The organism is Actinomadura madurae (assembly GCF_047130825.1).
Lineage (GTDB): Bacteria > Actinomycetota > Actinomycetes > Streptosporangiales > Streptosporangiaceae > Spirillospora > Spirillospora madurae.
On sequence record NZ_CP083237.1, the window covers coordinates 66,968 to 79,736 of the forward strand.

General features: G+C 70.1%; 10 protein-coding genes. 6 read left to right on the plus strand and 4 right to left on the minus strand.

The features are described 5' to 3' along the window. Window positions 1-162: 162 nt before the first annotated feature. The 4 genes from K8Z49_RS00330 to K8Z49_RS00345 form a co-directional block, all read right to left on the minus strand. A complete protein-coding gene (locus K8Z49_RS00330) occupies window positions 163-2,181 on the minus strand; it encodes an ATP-binding protein (protein WP_412517303.1) in 2,019 nt (672 codons plus the stop codon). Between the two features lie 121 nt (window positions 2,182-2,302). After that, window positions 2,303-3,733: an RCC1 domain-containing protein gene (locus K8Z49_RS00335; RefSeq protein ID WP_143118685.1), complete on the minus strand. Its 1,431-nt coding sequence runs from the start codon at window positions 3,731-3,733 to the stop codon at window positions 2,303-2,305. A gap of 342 nt (window positions 3,734-4,075) precedes the next feature. Then, window positions 4,076-4,873: an SAM-dependent methyltransferase gene (locus tag K8Z49_RS00340; protein WP_412517304.1), complete on the minus strand. Its 798-nt coding sequence runs from the start codon at window positions 4,871-4,873 to the stop codon at window positions 4,076-4,078. Between the two features lie 273 nt (window positions 4,874-5,146). Further along, the gene (locus K8Z49_RS00345) at window positions 5,147-5,812 is read right to left on the minus strand and encodes a TetR/AcrR family transcriptional regulator (RefSeq protein ID WP_021591625.1); all 666 of its coding nucleotides are present in this window, start codon (window positions 5,810-5,812) and stop codon (window positions 5,147-5,149) included. Between the two features lie 117 nt (window positions 5,813-5,929). Here K8Z49_RS00345 and K8Z49_RS00350 point away from each other — a divergent pair, with 117 nt between their 5' ends. The 6 genes from K8Z49_RS00350 (at window position 5,930) to K8Z49_RS00375 (ending at window position 12,766) form a co-directional block, all read left to right on the plus strand. Then, entirely contained in the window at window positions 5,930-7,138 is a 1,209-nt protein-coding gene (locus K8Z49_RS00350) for a cytochrome P450 (protein WP_075023291.1), read from the plus strand. An 11-nt stretch (window positions 7,139-7,149) separates the two neighbouring features. Next, a complete protein-coding gene (locus tag K8Z49_RS00355) occupies window positions 7,150-8,124 on the plus strand; it encodes an MBL fold metallo-hydrolase (RefSeq protein ID WP_412517305.1) in 975 nt (324 codons plus the stop codon). A gap of 166 nt (window positions 8,125-8,290) precedes the next feature. Then, on the plus strand, window positions 8,291-8,905 hold the full coding sequence (locus K8Z49_RS00360) for a fumarylacetoacetate hydrolase family protein (RefSeq protein WP_111833320.1): 615 nt from the start codon (window positions 8,291-8,293) through the stop codon (window positions 8,903-8,905). 201 nt (window positions 8,906-9,106) lie between these two features. Beyond that, window positions 9,107-10,960: a helix-turn-helix domain-containing protein gene (locus K8Z49_RS00365; RefSeq protein WP_075023293.1), complete on the plus strand. Its 1,854-nt coding sequence runs from the start codon at window positions 9,107-9,109 to the stop codon at window positions 10,958-10,960. Window positions 10,961-11,280: 320 nt separating this feature from the next. Then, window positions 11,281-11,811, plus strand: a complete 531-nt coding sequence (locus K8Z49_RS00370; RefSeq protein WP_412517306.1) for an NADPH-dependent FMN reductase — start codon at window positions 11,281-11,283, stop codon at window positions 11,809-11,811. A gap of 55 nt (window positions 11,812-11,866) precedes the next feature. After that, the gene (locus K8Z49_RS00375) at window positions 11,867-12,766 is read left to right on the plus strand and encodes an ABC transporter substrate-binding protein (protein WP_412521307.1); all 900 of its coding nucleotides are present in this window, start codon (window positions 11,867-11,869) and stop codon (window positions 12,764-12,766) included. Window positions 12,767-12,769: the final 3 nt, after the last annotated feature.

Sequence of the window (12,769 nt, forward strand, 5' to 3'; positions counted from 1 at the left end):
GTGCACCCATCCCTCGTCGGCGCGCCGAGGAACGGCTCGGCTATCCGCTGACCGGCGTCCATGTCGGGGCCGTGAGCTGGCGGGGTTTCGGACTGCCTGACTTACCTGGAGGTGTTCGGGCGTGGGGTCGGCGTCGTGCAGATCTCCCGGACGGATGGTTGGTCAGTGCGGAGGGGCCTCGGGGGTCAGGGGAGTGCCGGTGAGTTCCTGGGACCAGAGGAGGTCGGTGAGGCGGGCCGTGGCCTTGGCCAGGTGGCGGCGGTAGGTGGAGAAGGAGAGGTGGAGGGCCTCGGCGGCGGCCTCTTGGGTGGGGGCCGGGTGCAGGTAGGTGCGGTCGAGGACGCGGCGGAGCGGAAGCGAGCGGGGGTCTTGGGCCAGGTGGTCGATGGCGGTGAGGAGAGTCGCGCGGAGGCAGGCGGGGGTGAGCTCGGTGACCAGGGAGGTGCCGAGGAGAGGGTTGCCGCTCAGCTGGTCGGGGCGGTTCAGGTGCAGGAGCGCCTGGCGGACGGCCTGGTCGAAGCGATCGCGGTCGAGCGGCGCCGGGCGCAGGATCTCGGGCGGCGGAGGGCCGGTCTCGCCGGTGAGTTCGCGTTCGCCGACGAGGTCGAGCCACCGTTCGACCGGCAGGCGGCGCCAGTCGACGCCGTAGACGGTGTGGGACAGGCCCGCGGAGGCGACGGTGACCTGCGGGGTGAGAGCGAGATAGTTGAAGATCGGGCCCCAATGGTCGGGGTCGGTGGTGGCGGTGAAAGACCAGGCCAGCGGCCGGGTGGCCCAGTCGACGGTGGACATGACCGAGGCCGCGAGGGCGGCGTGGGGGTCGCGCTCGTGGCCGTCGGGGCCGATGACGTAGCGGGCGATGCTGATCTGCTCTCCGGGCCTGGCCGGGGAGATGCGGTCCGCCGTCGCCAGCGCGGCGCGCAGTACGGGATCGGCGTCGTGGAGAGCGGGGTCGGCGGGCCAGACGCACTGGAACGCACAGCCCGCGAGGCCGGCGGAGGTACGGACCACGACGAGGTTCTCGGGCTGGGCGTCCAGCCATCGCGCGGCGACGGCCGCGCTCTCGACGCCCTCGAACCGTTCGATCAGAGCTAGTACGGCGGGATGGTCGTCCTGGCGTCCGGGTGTCACCGCCGCGGTCCGCAGCTCCGGCAGCGACCAGACGGGGCCCGCCAGCGGCGTCCGCCGGAGCAGGAAGACCTTCTGGTGGGCGGCCAGCCACCGGTCCGCGCCACCGACCCGGCGCAGGCCGTTGACCGCATGGTCGTGGACGAGGCGGTGGACGCGCCGGTAGGCCTCGGGCGAGCGGCGCCGCAGGTCGGCGGCGATCAGGTCCCGTACGAGATCGTGGGCGTGCAGGCCGTCGCTGCCCCGGCCGATGTACGGGCGGTCCTCCAGCCAGGCCCAGACCTCCGCGGCGCGATCTCCGACGGCGCGGCGCAGAAGATCCTCGGTGGTGAGCCACGCATACGCGCACACCGCCAGTCCGGTAGCGTGCGCCTCGTCGGGCACGCCACCGACGACCCGTCGCACCAGCGCCGCGACGAGATCGGGCGCCTGGCCCAACTCGTCCGGCGGCGGTCCCGTCGCGGCCGCGTCGGCCAGCAGCGCCAGGACGAGCGGGTGGCCCCGGCCGAGCTCGGCCAGGCGCGCGGTGAGCGGCGCGGCCACCCCGGCCCGGACCAGCAGCTCGACGCTCTCGGCGCTGGTCAGGGACGTCAGGGCACGGCGGACGGTGAGCGCGCGCCAGCCCGGATCGCTGCGCCATTGGGGGCTGGGCGGCTCGCGTCCGGCCAGCACGACGACCGTGCCCGCCGGGAGCGACGGCAGGAACTCCTCGCGGATCCAGGTGTCCAGCGGGGCGAGGTACTCATAACCGTCCAGCAGCAGGACGGCTTCGGAGCGGTCCTCGGCCTGCTCGGTCGCCCGGCGGAAGGACTCGGGTGTGCATTCGACGTCTCGCCCGTCGACGGAGACCACCGGACGGCCAGCGGCCAGCGCACGCATCCGGAACTGGTGAAGCAGCGTGGTCTTGCCGATCCCGCCTGGACCGTGGACCAGCAGGATCCGGCGTGGCGTCCCGGCTCCGAGCGCCTCGGTGAAGGCGGCGAGCTCGCCGGTCCGCCCCACGAACGCCCGCCGGCGCTCCTCGTCGATGACCGACGCGAGGTTCTCCGCCATTTCCACCCCCACGGCCGAGAACCCACGCTAACGCCGTCCCCGGCCGGGCGACAGACCCCGGAAGGCCGCCGCGGACCCGGTCGGATCCGCGGCGGCTGGGCGGTCAGGAAGTCTGTGGTGGCTACGGCGCCGAGGGCAGGCTCCAGGTGACCGTCGCGCCGAGACTGATCGGACGGGTGGCACCGGGCGTCTCGTCGTCACCGATGACGCTGCTCACCCCCAGCGCGTTCCCGAGAGCGCCGTCGACGTTGTCGCCCCAGCACCGGACCGCACCCGCTGTGGTGACGGCGCAGGTGTGCACCGTCCCCGCGGCGAGCGCGACGACAGAGTCACCGGCCAGCCGGACCCATGAGGCGCTCGACGGCAGCTCGTCGTCGCCGAGGTCCTCGAACGTGCCGAGGTCAGGCAGGCCGAGCCGGCCGTCCTTCGACTGCCAGCCCACGCGCCCCCAGCACCGGACATGGTGGACGGAGCCCGCCAGCGCGGTGCAGGTGTGGTCATATCCGGCGACGGCCGTCGTGACGCCGGTCCCGCCCAGGTCCACCGGGCCGGAGTCCGGAGGCAGATCGAGGCCCGGGGTGCCGAGCCCGGTCGCACCGTAGGTGTTGTCGCCCCAGCAGCGGAGCGTCGCGTCCTCCAGCGTGGCGCACGTGTGCGCGCGGCCCGCCGTGATGTCCACCGCCTTCATCCCGCTCAGGTCGACGGCTCCGGCCGCCAGCGGCGTCTCGTCGTCACCGATCTGATCGGTGAGATCCGGAAGCCCGAGCTGGCCGTGGGTGTTGTCGCCCCAGCAGTACACGGCCCCGCTTTCGGTCACCGCACAGGTGTGATCTTCACCCGCCGCGATCGCCCGGACGTTGCGGCGGCCCAGCTCCACGGCGTTTGCCTGGGCGGGGTCCTCATCATCCCCGATGATTTCCTCGGTGTTCGGGTAGCCGAGCTGGCCCTTGCTCGACAGGCCCCAGCACATGACGTCGTCCAGGTCGTCGATGACGCACGTGTGGCTGCCGCCCGCGGCGATCGCCTTGGCGGTGCGGTTCCTCCCGAGGTCGACCATGATGTCCCCGCCGACCGGGACGTCCGCGGGCGTCTCGTCATCGCCGATCGAAACGTTGCCTCCGTCCTGGGCGCCGGACCCGAGGACGCCGAAGCGGTTCTGCCCCCAGCAGACGACCCCGCCCTCGACCAGGACGGCGCAGGAATGAAGGGCTCCCGTGGCCACCTTCCATGCCAGGTTTCCGTCCAGGTCGACAGGATCCGCCGCGCTCGGCGCCTCGTTGTCGCCGATCCTCCTCCAGCCCGGGTCGGCGTTGCGGCCGTGGCCCAGCTGGCCGTCGTGGTTCTGTCCCCAGCATCGCACCGCGAATGCGTCGTCGACCACGCAGGTGTGCCGAACGCCGGCGTCGATCCGCTCGCGCACCTGGGCCGGTATCGGCACCGGAACGGCACCGACCGGTGAAAGGAACGCCATCCCGGTGCCGATCACCGTCATTACCGCGAAGCCCGCGAGCCGTCCAGCTCGCAGCACCCCGCCGATCCGATCATTTTCCACGGACTTCCTCCTCGGACTCCGGCCATCAGGCGGCCGAGCTCCGAGGATCGGCCGATCGACCGCCCACTCTCCAGCTCAAAAACCTGTCATCCTCTGTCCACCAGCGCGCGCACCGAAGTCCAAACGCCCGGGCTCACATGCGCGACCACGCGGACGTACCGAAGAGTGAAGCGGCACCCGGCCACAACCGCGCTAGACGCACAGAAGAAGTGCCGGGGCCGCAAACGCGGCATCGCCACCGACGCTGTTCTGCCGAAAACTACATCCACGCAGGACCCGCCAGCCAATCAGGTGAGCCAGTTCCGCCGCGGGTGCAGACGTTGCGAAATTGTCGAGAGACGGTCAGGGCTTCCTGGCCACGCCGCCGTAGGCGTCAACCGGCGGGGACGGGGGCGGGCTGGGCCGCCACTGCGAGATGTCCACGATGCCGGGCTCCAGCACTTCCAGCCCCTGATACAGCTCGGAAATCTCCTCGGGACTGCGCAGGTTGTAGGGGACCGCGCCGGATTTGTTGTATTCGGCGTTAACGCGGTTGTGTGCTTCGTTGGTGTTGGCGCCGTCCCAGTGCACCAGATAGCTGCCGGCCGGGACTTCGTCCAGCAGGGCGCCGATGATCGACCGGGCCTGGTCGACACTCTCGGCGTGGCCGAGTACCCCCATGAACATCACCGTGACCGGCTTGCTGAGGTCCAGCGTCTTCGCGGCACCGGCGAGGATCTCTTCGGGGCGGTGGAAGTCGCTGTCGATGTAGACGGTGACCCCTTCGGGGGTGGTGTTGGTGAGCAGCGCCCGCGCGTGTGCCAGCACTACCGGATCGTTGTCGACGTACACGATGCGGGCCCGGGGGTTGATGCCCTGCGCGACCTCGTGGGTGTTCTGCTCGGTGGGCAGCCCGGTTCCCACGTCCAGGAACTGTGTCACCCCGGCCTCGCCGGCGAGGTGCCCAACGGCGCGCATCAGGTACTTGCGGGCCTCGCGAGCCTGGGCGAAGACCCCGGGATACCCGGCCGCGTAGGCGTCCCCCGCCTGCCGGTCGACGTCGTAATTGTCCTTGCCGCCTATCCAGTAGTTCCAGATACGTGCTGAATGCGGCACCGTCTCATCGATCTCGACCGGTCCGGCCCCGTGATCGTCGGCCATCTGAGAGCCTCCCGTGCGAGTGGGCATCCAAGGTGGAACCATACGGATTCTCGTATGTCCGTAACCATATAACGATCTCTCGGGCAGGGACTTCCCAGAAGAGCTGGACACGGCCTCGCCCGCCCCTAACGAGGAAGCAGACGCCGCGCCGTGCTCCCTGAGCATGAACGGGAGCGTACGGGCGACGGCGTGCCCGGCAACGTTTCCCGAGGTCACAGTCCTGAGTGGTCAAAACTGGTGGCGCGGCACGAGAATCGCGATGTCCTTCGACCGTCAACGACGTGGTTGGCGGTCAGTGAAGTCGTCCACCGTGTGGGGCGGTTTCCCCTGGCCGGTGGTGAAGGATGCGGCGACACCCTGGATTGTGATGTCGATGGCCGCGTCGAGTTCGGTCGTGAAGGCCCCGGGTGGGGCCGGGTCGTTGCGCATCCAGCGCCAGAGCACTCCCTGGTAGACGTCGTGCAGGATCTCGGCGGCGAGGTCGATCCCGGAATCTGTGCCCGCGGTGCCGTCGTCGGCGAGCCGCATTTGCAGCTCCTCGGCCATCGGTGTCCGGTTGAGGACCGGTCCGCAGGCGCGCAGGTAGCCGAAGAGCATCTCGCGAGTCTCGACGGGACGCGCCTCGGTGATGACGGCGAGCTCGTGGAAGTAGGCGCGCAGGCGGTCGAGCACGTCGGTGGCGCCTTGTGAAACCGCCTCCTGCGCGGCGGCCATCGCCTGCTCGCGCCGCCGGCGGGCCCATTCGATCGTGATGTCGCTCTTGGTCGGGAAGTGGTTGAAGCAGCTACGCCGGGACGTTCTGGCCCGTGCGGCGATCTCGTCGACGGTGGTCGCCTCGTAGCCGCGTTCGGTGATCAGGGCGACGGCGGCCTGGTACAGCCGTTCGCGGGTCGCGAGCCGTCGCCGGGTCTGGCCGTCGATCGGCTCCGTCGCGACCACCGGCGCAGCCTCCTCCGTCGCTCCCGTGCATCCCTGGACATTCTCGCACGTCAGTGCGAGAGTGAGCTACAGCACTTTCTGCATCGTAGTGCATAATGCCAGTTCAAGGGAGCGCCCATGGCTGCTTCTCCGTCCACACCCGCGTCCGCCTCCGTGTCCGTCCCGCGGGAGCTCGACCCCTTCCTGCTGGAGCACCTCGACGACCCCTACCCCCTCTACCAACGCCTCCGGGACCTGGGTCCGGTCCTCCACCTGCCGAGCCGGAACGTCTGGGTGGTGTCCCATCACGACTCGGTGTCGGCGGTGCTGCGCAACTACCGCCAGTTCGTGTCCGGCCTGGGGTCCAGCTATGTGCGCGTGGCCGACTCCGGGTTCCGGGCGCCGTTCATCGACAACGACCCGCCCGAGCACACCCGCATCCGCAGGTCCGTTCAGCAGCGGTTCCAGCGCAGCGCGATCGAGGAGTTGCGACCGGGCATCCGCGAGACGACCGAACGTTTCGTCGACGCGGCCGTCGCCGAGGGCGAGGTCGACGTGGTGACCGCGCTGACCCAGCCGCTGCCGGACCTGGCGATCCGCCAGCTCACTGGAATCACCCCGCCCGACACCGACACGATCACCTCCTGGGCGGACTCGGTGATGCACATGGTCGGCCCGGACGCCGACCCGATCCACCTGGCACGGGTCCTGCAAGCCTTCGAGTGGCTCGGCGGCGAGGGGCTGGCCACGATGCCGCCGCACTGCCTCGGCCGGCTGGTCACCGAGCAAGGCGGTGACACCGGGCTCCTCAAGGAGGGCGAGGAACGCCTGCTGGTTCTCGGCTCGATCTGGCTGGCCGGCATCGACTCGACCAACAGCCTGATGGCCAACGCCATCCACGCGTTCGCGCGCTTTCCCCAAGCATGGGAGGCGCTGCGCGCCGATCCGGACCTGATCCCGAATGCCGTCGAGGAGGTGCTTCGCTGGGACTCGCCCTTCCGGCAGTTCTTCCGGCGCACCCTTGAGGAGGTCGAGATCGGCGGCGTCACCATCCCGCCGGACGCAGACGTCTGCGCGATCCTCCCGGCCGCCAACCGGGATCCGGACAGGTTCCCCGACCCCGACACGCTCGACATCGCCCGATCCAACGCCCGCCAGCACGTCGCGTTCGGCGCGTCCATCCACCTGTGCATCGGCGCCCCCGTCGCGCGGCTGGAGGCCGCCGAGTTCCTGACCGCACTCTCCGCACGGGTCAGCCGGTTCGAGATCGCCGGGATGCCCGTGCGCAACTCCAACCGCGAGATCCGGAACTTCTCGTCACTGCCTATCCGGCTGGTCACGGACTAGGAAGGCGGATCATGACGACGACAGCGCTCCCGCAGTACCGCAGAGGTCTCCACGATCTGGGCGGCGGCTGCCATGCGTGGCTGCTGCCCGACGGAAGCTGGGGCTGGAGCAACTCCGGCCTGATCACCGGATCGGGCACGTCCGTCATGGTCGACACGCTGTTCGACCTGCCGCACACCCGCGAGATGCTCGAAGGCGTCCGGCGGGTCACCGACGCCCATCCGGTGCGCACGCTCGTCAACACCCACTCCGACGGAGACCACGTCTTCGGCAACCAGCTCCTCGCCGAGCGCGGCGTCGAGATCATCGCCTCGCAGGCCGCGTCGGAGCTCATGACCCAGGACCAGGTCACCGCCCTGGCCTCGATGAAGCGGCGGCACGGTGCGACCGGAGAGTTCGCCCGGCACATCTTCGGCGCCTTCGACTTCGACGGGATCGTCGCGACAGGACCGGACCGCACCTTCACCGGCGAGGAGAGCCTCGACGTCGGCGGGCGGGAGGTCCGGCTGATCCAGGTCGGGCCCGCACACACCCCCGGCGACGCACTCGTCCACGTACCGGACGCCCACCTGCTCTACGCCGGTGACATCCTGTTCATCGGCGGCACCCCGGTGGTCTGGGCCGGACCGATATCCCGCTGGATCGCCGCCTGCGAGGCGATCCTGGACATGGACCTGACGACCATAGTGCCCGGCCACGGCCCGGTGACCGGCAAGAGCGGCGTCGTTCCCGTCCGGGACTACCTTCGATTCGTCCAGGACGAGGCGACCAAGCGCTACGAGGACGGCCTCGACGTCGAGCAGGCCGTCGCCTCCATCGACCTCGGCCCCTACGCGCGACTCCCCGAACACGGACGGCTGGCGCAGAACGTGCTTAGCGTCTACCAGGAACTGGACCCCTCCGTGCCCCGGCCCAGCCGCTACCACGTCTTCGAACGCATCGCCATGCTCGAAGGCTTCACCGCCTCGGGAGAGGAGAACCGATGAACCCGGACCACTCTCGCCGGCGGTGCGGACGGGTCGGCTTCGCCGGCGAGCGAGTGCATCCCTCGGGCCGGGCATCACGTTGCCGGGTCTGCTCGATGGCGGCAGCGTCCGGGATGCCGGTGGCGCGGCGGTCGCCGGAGGACCGCGGCTGAGGAGGTTGCAAACGATGCGTTTCGTTACCTATGCCGAGGGCACGGCTGGTGCACCTGGCGACGCCGCCGATCGCGCGGGCGTGCTTCGCGGCGACCGGGTCTACGCCCTCCCGCCGGGCGTGACGCTGCGCGGGCTGCTCGGCGACGACGGCGAGCGCCTGCATGGGGCGGGCGAGCAGGCGCTCCGAGACCCGCGTGACGTCGTGTCCCTCCGTGGCGTCCGGCTGCGTGTGGTCGCCGCCACCGCCGAACGCCACATCGCCGGTTACTGCCTGCTCAATGACCGGTCGGCACGAGATCTCCAGTTCGCCGAGATGGAGGTCCGGCTGGGCCCCGCCAAGGGCAAGGGCACGTCCCTGACCCTCGGGCACATGCTCGTCACCCCCGGCGAGCCGGCCCCGCATCGCTCGGGCACCGCCTTCGACCTGGGGATGGCAGCTGTGGTCAGCGGTGAGGTGATCGGCACCGACCGGCGGGACTCGATGCACTTCTCCTACCCGGAGATGATCGAGCGGCCGGGCGACACCGTCACGATCTCGGGCGACCGGCTCGGCGGCATCACGTCGAGGATCGTCACCTACCCGGGCCCGCGCGTCGGCCCCGCCGAGCGAGAGGTGGCCGATGGCTGAACGACGGACCGCCGGCGGGCCGGCCACGGCGGCGGACATCGACGCTCACTACCCCGGGACCGATCTCCCGGCGGCCCGGGACCTGGCTCCCCACCGTGCCGTGGACGAGTCCGGTGAGGTGAGTGGCCGTTGCGAGGAGTCGGCCGGTGGCTTCGGAGCCGGCGGCGGCCGTGCCGGCGAGGAACAGGGCGGAGGCGCGCCATGATCGGTGAGAGGACTGCGGACAGCGGGTGGATGAACGCCGCGGCGGACGTGCTGCGAGCACTGAACGCCGACGAGTCGCTGGAGTCGTTGCTGGGGCGGATCGCCCGGCATACCTGCGCGCTGGCCAGGTTCGACTCCTGCTCGGTGATGCTGCTGGACGACAGTGGCGAGCGGCTCGTCGCTCGGGCGAGCCACGCGCTGACCGAGGGCTACCGGCACGAGCTCGACACCCTGCGGGCGCTGCGGGTGAATCCGGCCACGCACGAGTTCGACGTTCCGGCGACCCAGGCGGTGCGTGAACGACGCACGGTGGTGCTCTCCGACGTGCGGGAACTCGATGCGAACAGTCCGTGGCTTTCGGCGGTCCACCTCGAAGGCATCAAGTCCATCCTCGCCGTGCCGCTGGGCGCCGACGAGGGGTGCACCGGCGTGCTCGTCGGCTACACGCGACGGATCCGGCGCTTCGGCGCCTCGGAGCTCGCCCTCGCCGAGCTGATGGCGCAGTACGCGGCGATCGTGCTCAAGACCGCCGCGCTGCGCGAGGCCGAGCAGCGCACGATCGCCCGGTTGCAGGAGACCAACGCGCAGTTGACGGCGGCGGTGGAGAACCTGCGCCAGGAGCGTGGTCGGCGGGAGTGGGCGGAGGAGCAGGATCGCAGGCTGGTGCGGTTGCTGGTCGACGACGTCGGGCTGGACGGAGTGCTGGAGGCGTTGGCGAAGGCGCTCGAAGCGTCCGTGATGGTGGAGATCCCCGAGGACGGCGCCGTGCTCGGACAGGCGCGCGGGCCGAGAGACGAGGCCTGGCCTACGGCGAGGAATCGCTCCGAACGGGACGTCCGGCTGCTCGCGGAGATGGACGAGCAACGGGTCCCGGTGCACGTCGACCTCGACGATGCCGTCGCGTGGGTGGTGCCGGTCGCGACGGCGGGCGAGGTCGTTGCGCGGTTGTGGGTGATCCGTTCCCGGGAGACGACCGGTACCGACGTCGGGCTGCTCGTGCGGCCGGTGATCGAGCGCTTCTCGCTGCTGGTCGCGCTCGAACTGCTCAAGAGACGCTACGCCATCGACACCGAGCTCCGGCTCACCCGTGACCTCGCCGTGGAGCTGGTGACCGGTTCCGGGAGCGAGCGCGACCTCGCCGAACGCGCACGGGTGCTCGGACACGATCTCTCCCGCCCCCACACGGTCGTGTTGATCCCCCTGGCGGACGGTTCCGGCGTTTCGGGGGGCCGCCGAGGCGCGGCCGCCGCCCGGGCGCAGCTGACGGCTCGCCTGGCGGAACCGGTGCTGGTGGGGGAACACGAAGGGGCGCTGGTGACGCTCGTGCCGGGCGCCCCGGACAACCGGCCCGCACTGGCCGGTGCGCTGGCCGACCTGGCGGTCGCGCACGGAGCGCCGCGGCGGCCGACCGTGATCGGGCCGACCGTGCACGCCGTGGCCGACTACCCGAGCGCGTGGCGCATGCTGCGCGGCGCGGCTGCGTTGGCGGGAGAGCGGGGGAGCGCTTCCGTGTTCGATCTGGACGATCTCGGCGTGGCGGTGCTGCTGCTGGAGGCGGGGACGCCGGACAGCCTGCGGGGGCTCGCCGACCGCCGTCTCGGCCCGGTCGAGGAGCATGACGCGAGCCGGGAGACGAATCTGGCGGAGACCCTGCGGGTCTGGCTCCGGATGGGGTGTTCGACCGCCGAGGCCGCACGGGCGCTGCATGTCCACCCGCACACCATCGGCTACCGGCTCCGGCGCGTCGCCGAGCTGACCGGCCTGGACCCGCAACACCAGGAAGACGTGTTCGAGTTGCGCGTCGCGGTCATGGTCCGGGAGGTGCAGCGCGCCGGCGGAGCCGCGGCTTGAAGGACGCGTCGAAGGGCCAAGGAGACACCGGCCCTGTTGGCTCGTAAGCCATAGCCAGTGCCGGCGTGTCCAGCGATTATGGGGGCGGACCCTGACACCGAATCAGGGAAATCGGAGGAGTGCTCATATGGAATCGAGGGTTACGACTGGCAGGCGGGAGCCGCAGCAGATCCGAAATCTCGCGCTGATGTGACCTTGACGCTCGCATAATATCCGATATCGCTGGCGTAAGACGTCCAGTGCCGTGCTACGACAAAAGACCGTGGTTCGCTCTTTCCTCCACTGTTGCACGCCTGTGCCAACTGGTCTGGGAGTAGCACATGACCGAAATAGCCGTTGTGGTGGGCAATCCGAAGCCGCGCTCGCGTACGTTCCTCGTCGCCGAAGCCGTCGCGGACCGGGTGGCCGAACACCTTTGCGGGCACCGGAAGATCACCGTCGACCTCATCGACCATGCCGACCGGATCTTCCGGTGGCCCGACGACGGGATGAACGAACTCGCCGAGGCCGTCCGCACCAGCGACATCGTCGTGGTCGCGAGCCCGACCTACAAAGCCTCCTACACCGGACTCCTCAAGTCGTTCCTCGATCGCTACGCCAGCAATTCACTCCTGGGCGTCCGGACGATACCGATTCTCACCGCGAGCGCACCGGAACACGCCCTCGCGGTCGAATTCGCTCTTCGCCCGCTTCTGGTGGAACTGGGCGCCTCCGTGCCGACCCGGGGCCTGTACTTCCCGATGAGTAGCATGCCGCGCTTCGACGCCACGATCGACGCTTGGATCCAGGAGAATGTGGGGGCGCTTCAGGGACGCGCGCTGTCCGCGACCAAGAAGGCGGTGACGAAGTGACCGGCGGCGCCGCGGTCGATTCCGGTCGGCGGTTCCGCGACGTCGTCGGCAATTTCTGCACAGGGCTCACGGTGGTCGCCGCCACGACGGACTCCGCGCCGGGGCGCTCCAGTCACGGCAGGCGGACGTGGCGTTGGACGTCGCGACGCAGGACATACCGGCACTGAAGCGGTCCGGAGTCTCCGTGCTCCAGGGCACGCAGCCTGGCCAGCCGGTCTCGTTCGTCGTCAACACGACCCGGCCCGGCCTGGCCGATGCGGCGGTGCGCAAGGCGATCATGATCGGGTTCGACCGGGTGAGCAACGTCAGGGCGGTGCTCGGCTCGGCCTATTCCCCTGCGACGAGCATTCTCACCAGGAACCTGCCGCAGTACAAGGACGAATCGCCCGCGCTGGCCTTCGCCCCGACGAAGGCCGAGTCGGGGCTCGACGCCGCGGGCTGGGCGCCCGGACCGGACGGCATCCGCGTGAAGGGCGGCGTGACCCTGAACTTCGCGATCACCTATTCGGCGAGCTACGGCGCCTACTTCACGAGCCTGCTGCAGCTGTTCCAGCAGCAGATGAAGGACATCGGCATCGGAATCACCCTGAAGAACCTGACCCAAGCCGGGCAGGTGAGCGCGGGCAGCAAGCACGACTTCGACCTTTACCTGGCCTCGCTGACCGACCCCGACCCCGACATCATCCGCAGCACGGTCGCGAACTTCCTGTTCGCCGACAAGAACGCGCTCCAGGCCGCCGGTCTCACGCGGTTGTTCACGCGGTCCCAGGCGGACGCAGACCCGTCGGCCTGCAAGGCGACCTACGCGAAGATCCAGGACACGATGATCGACAACGGTTTCATCATCCCGTTCTGGGAGGGTTCCCAGCTCGTCGGCGCGGGCGACCGGGTCTCCGGACTGGCGCAGGACTTCCAGGCGTGGTCGCGGTTCCACGACGTGTCGGTCCGCGGCTGACCT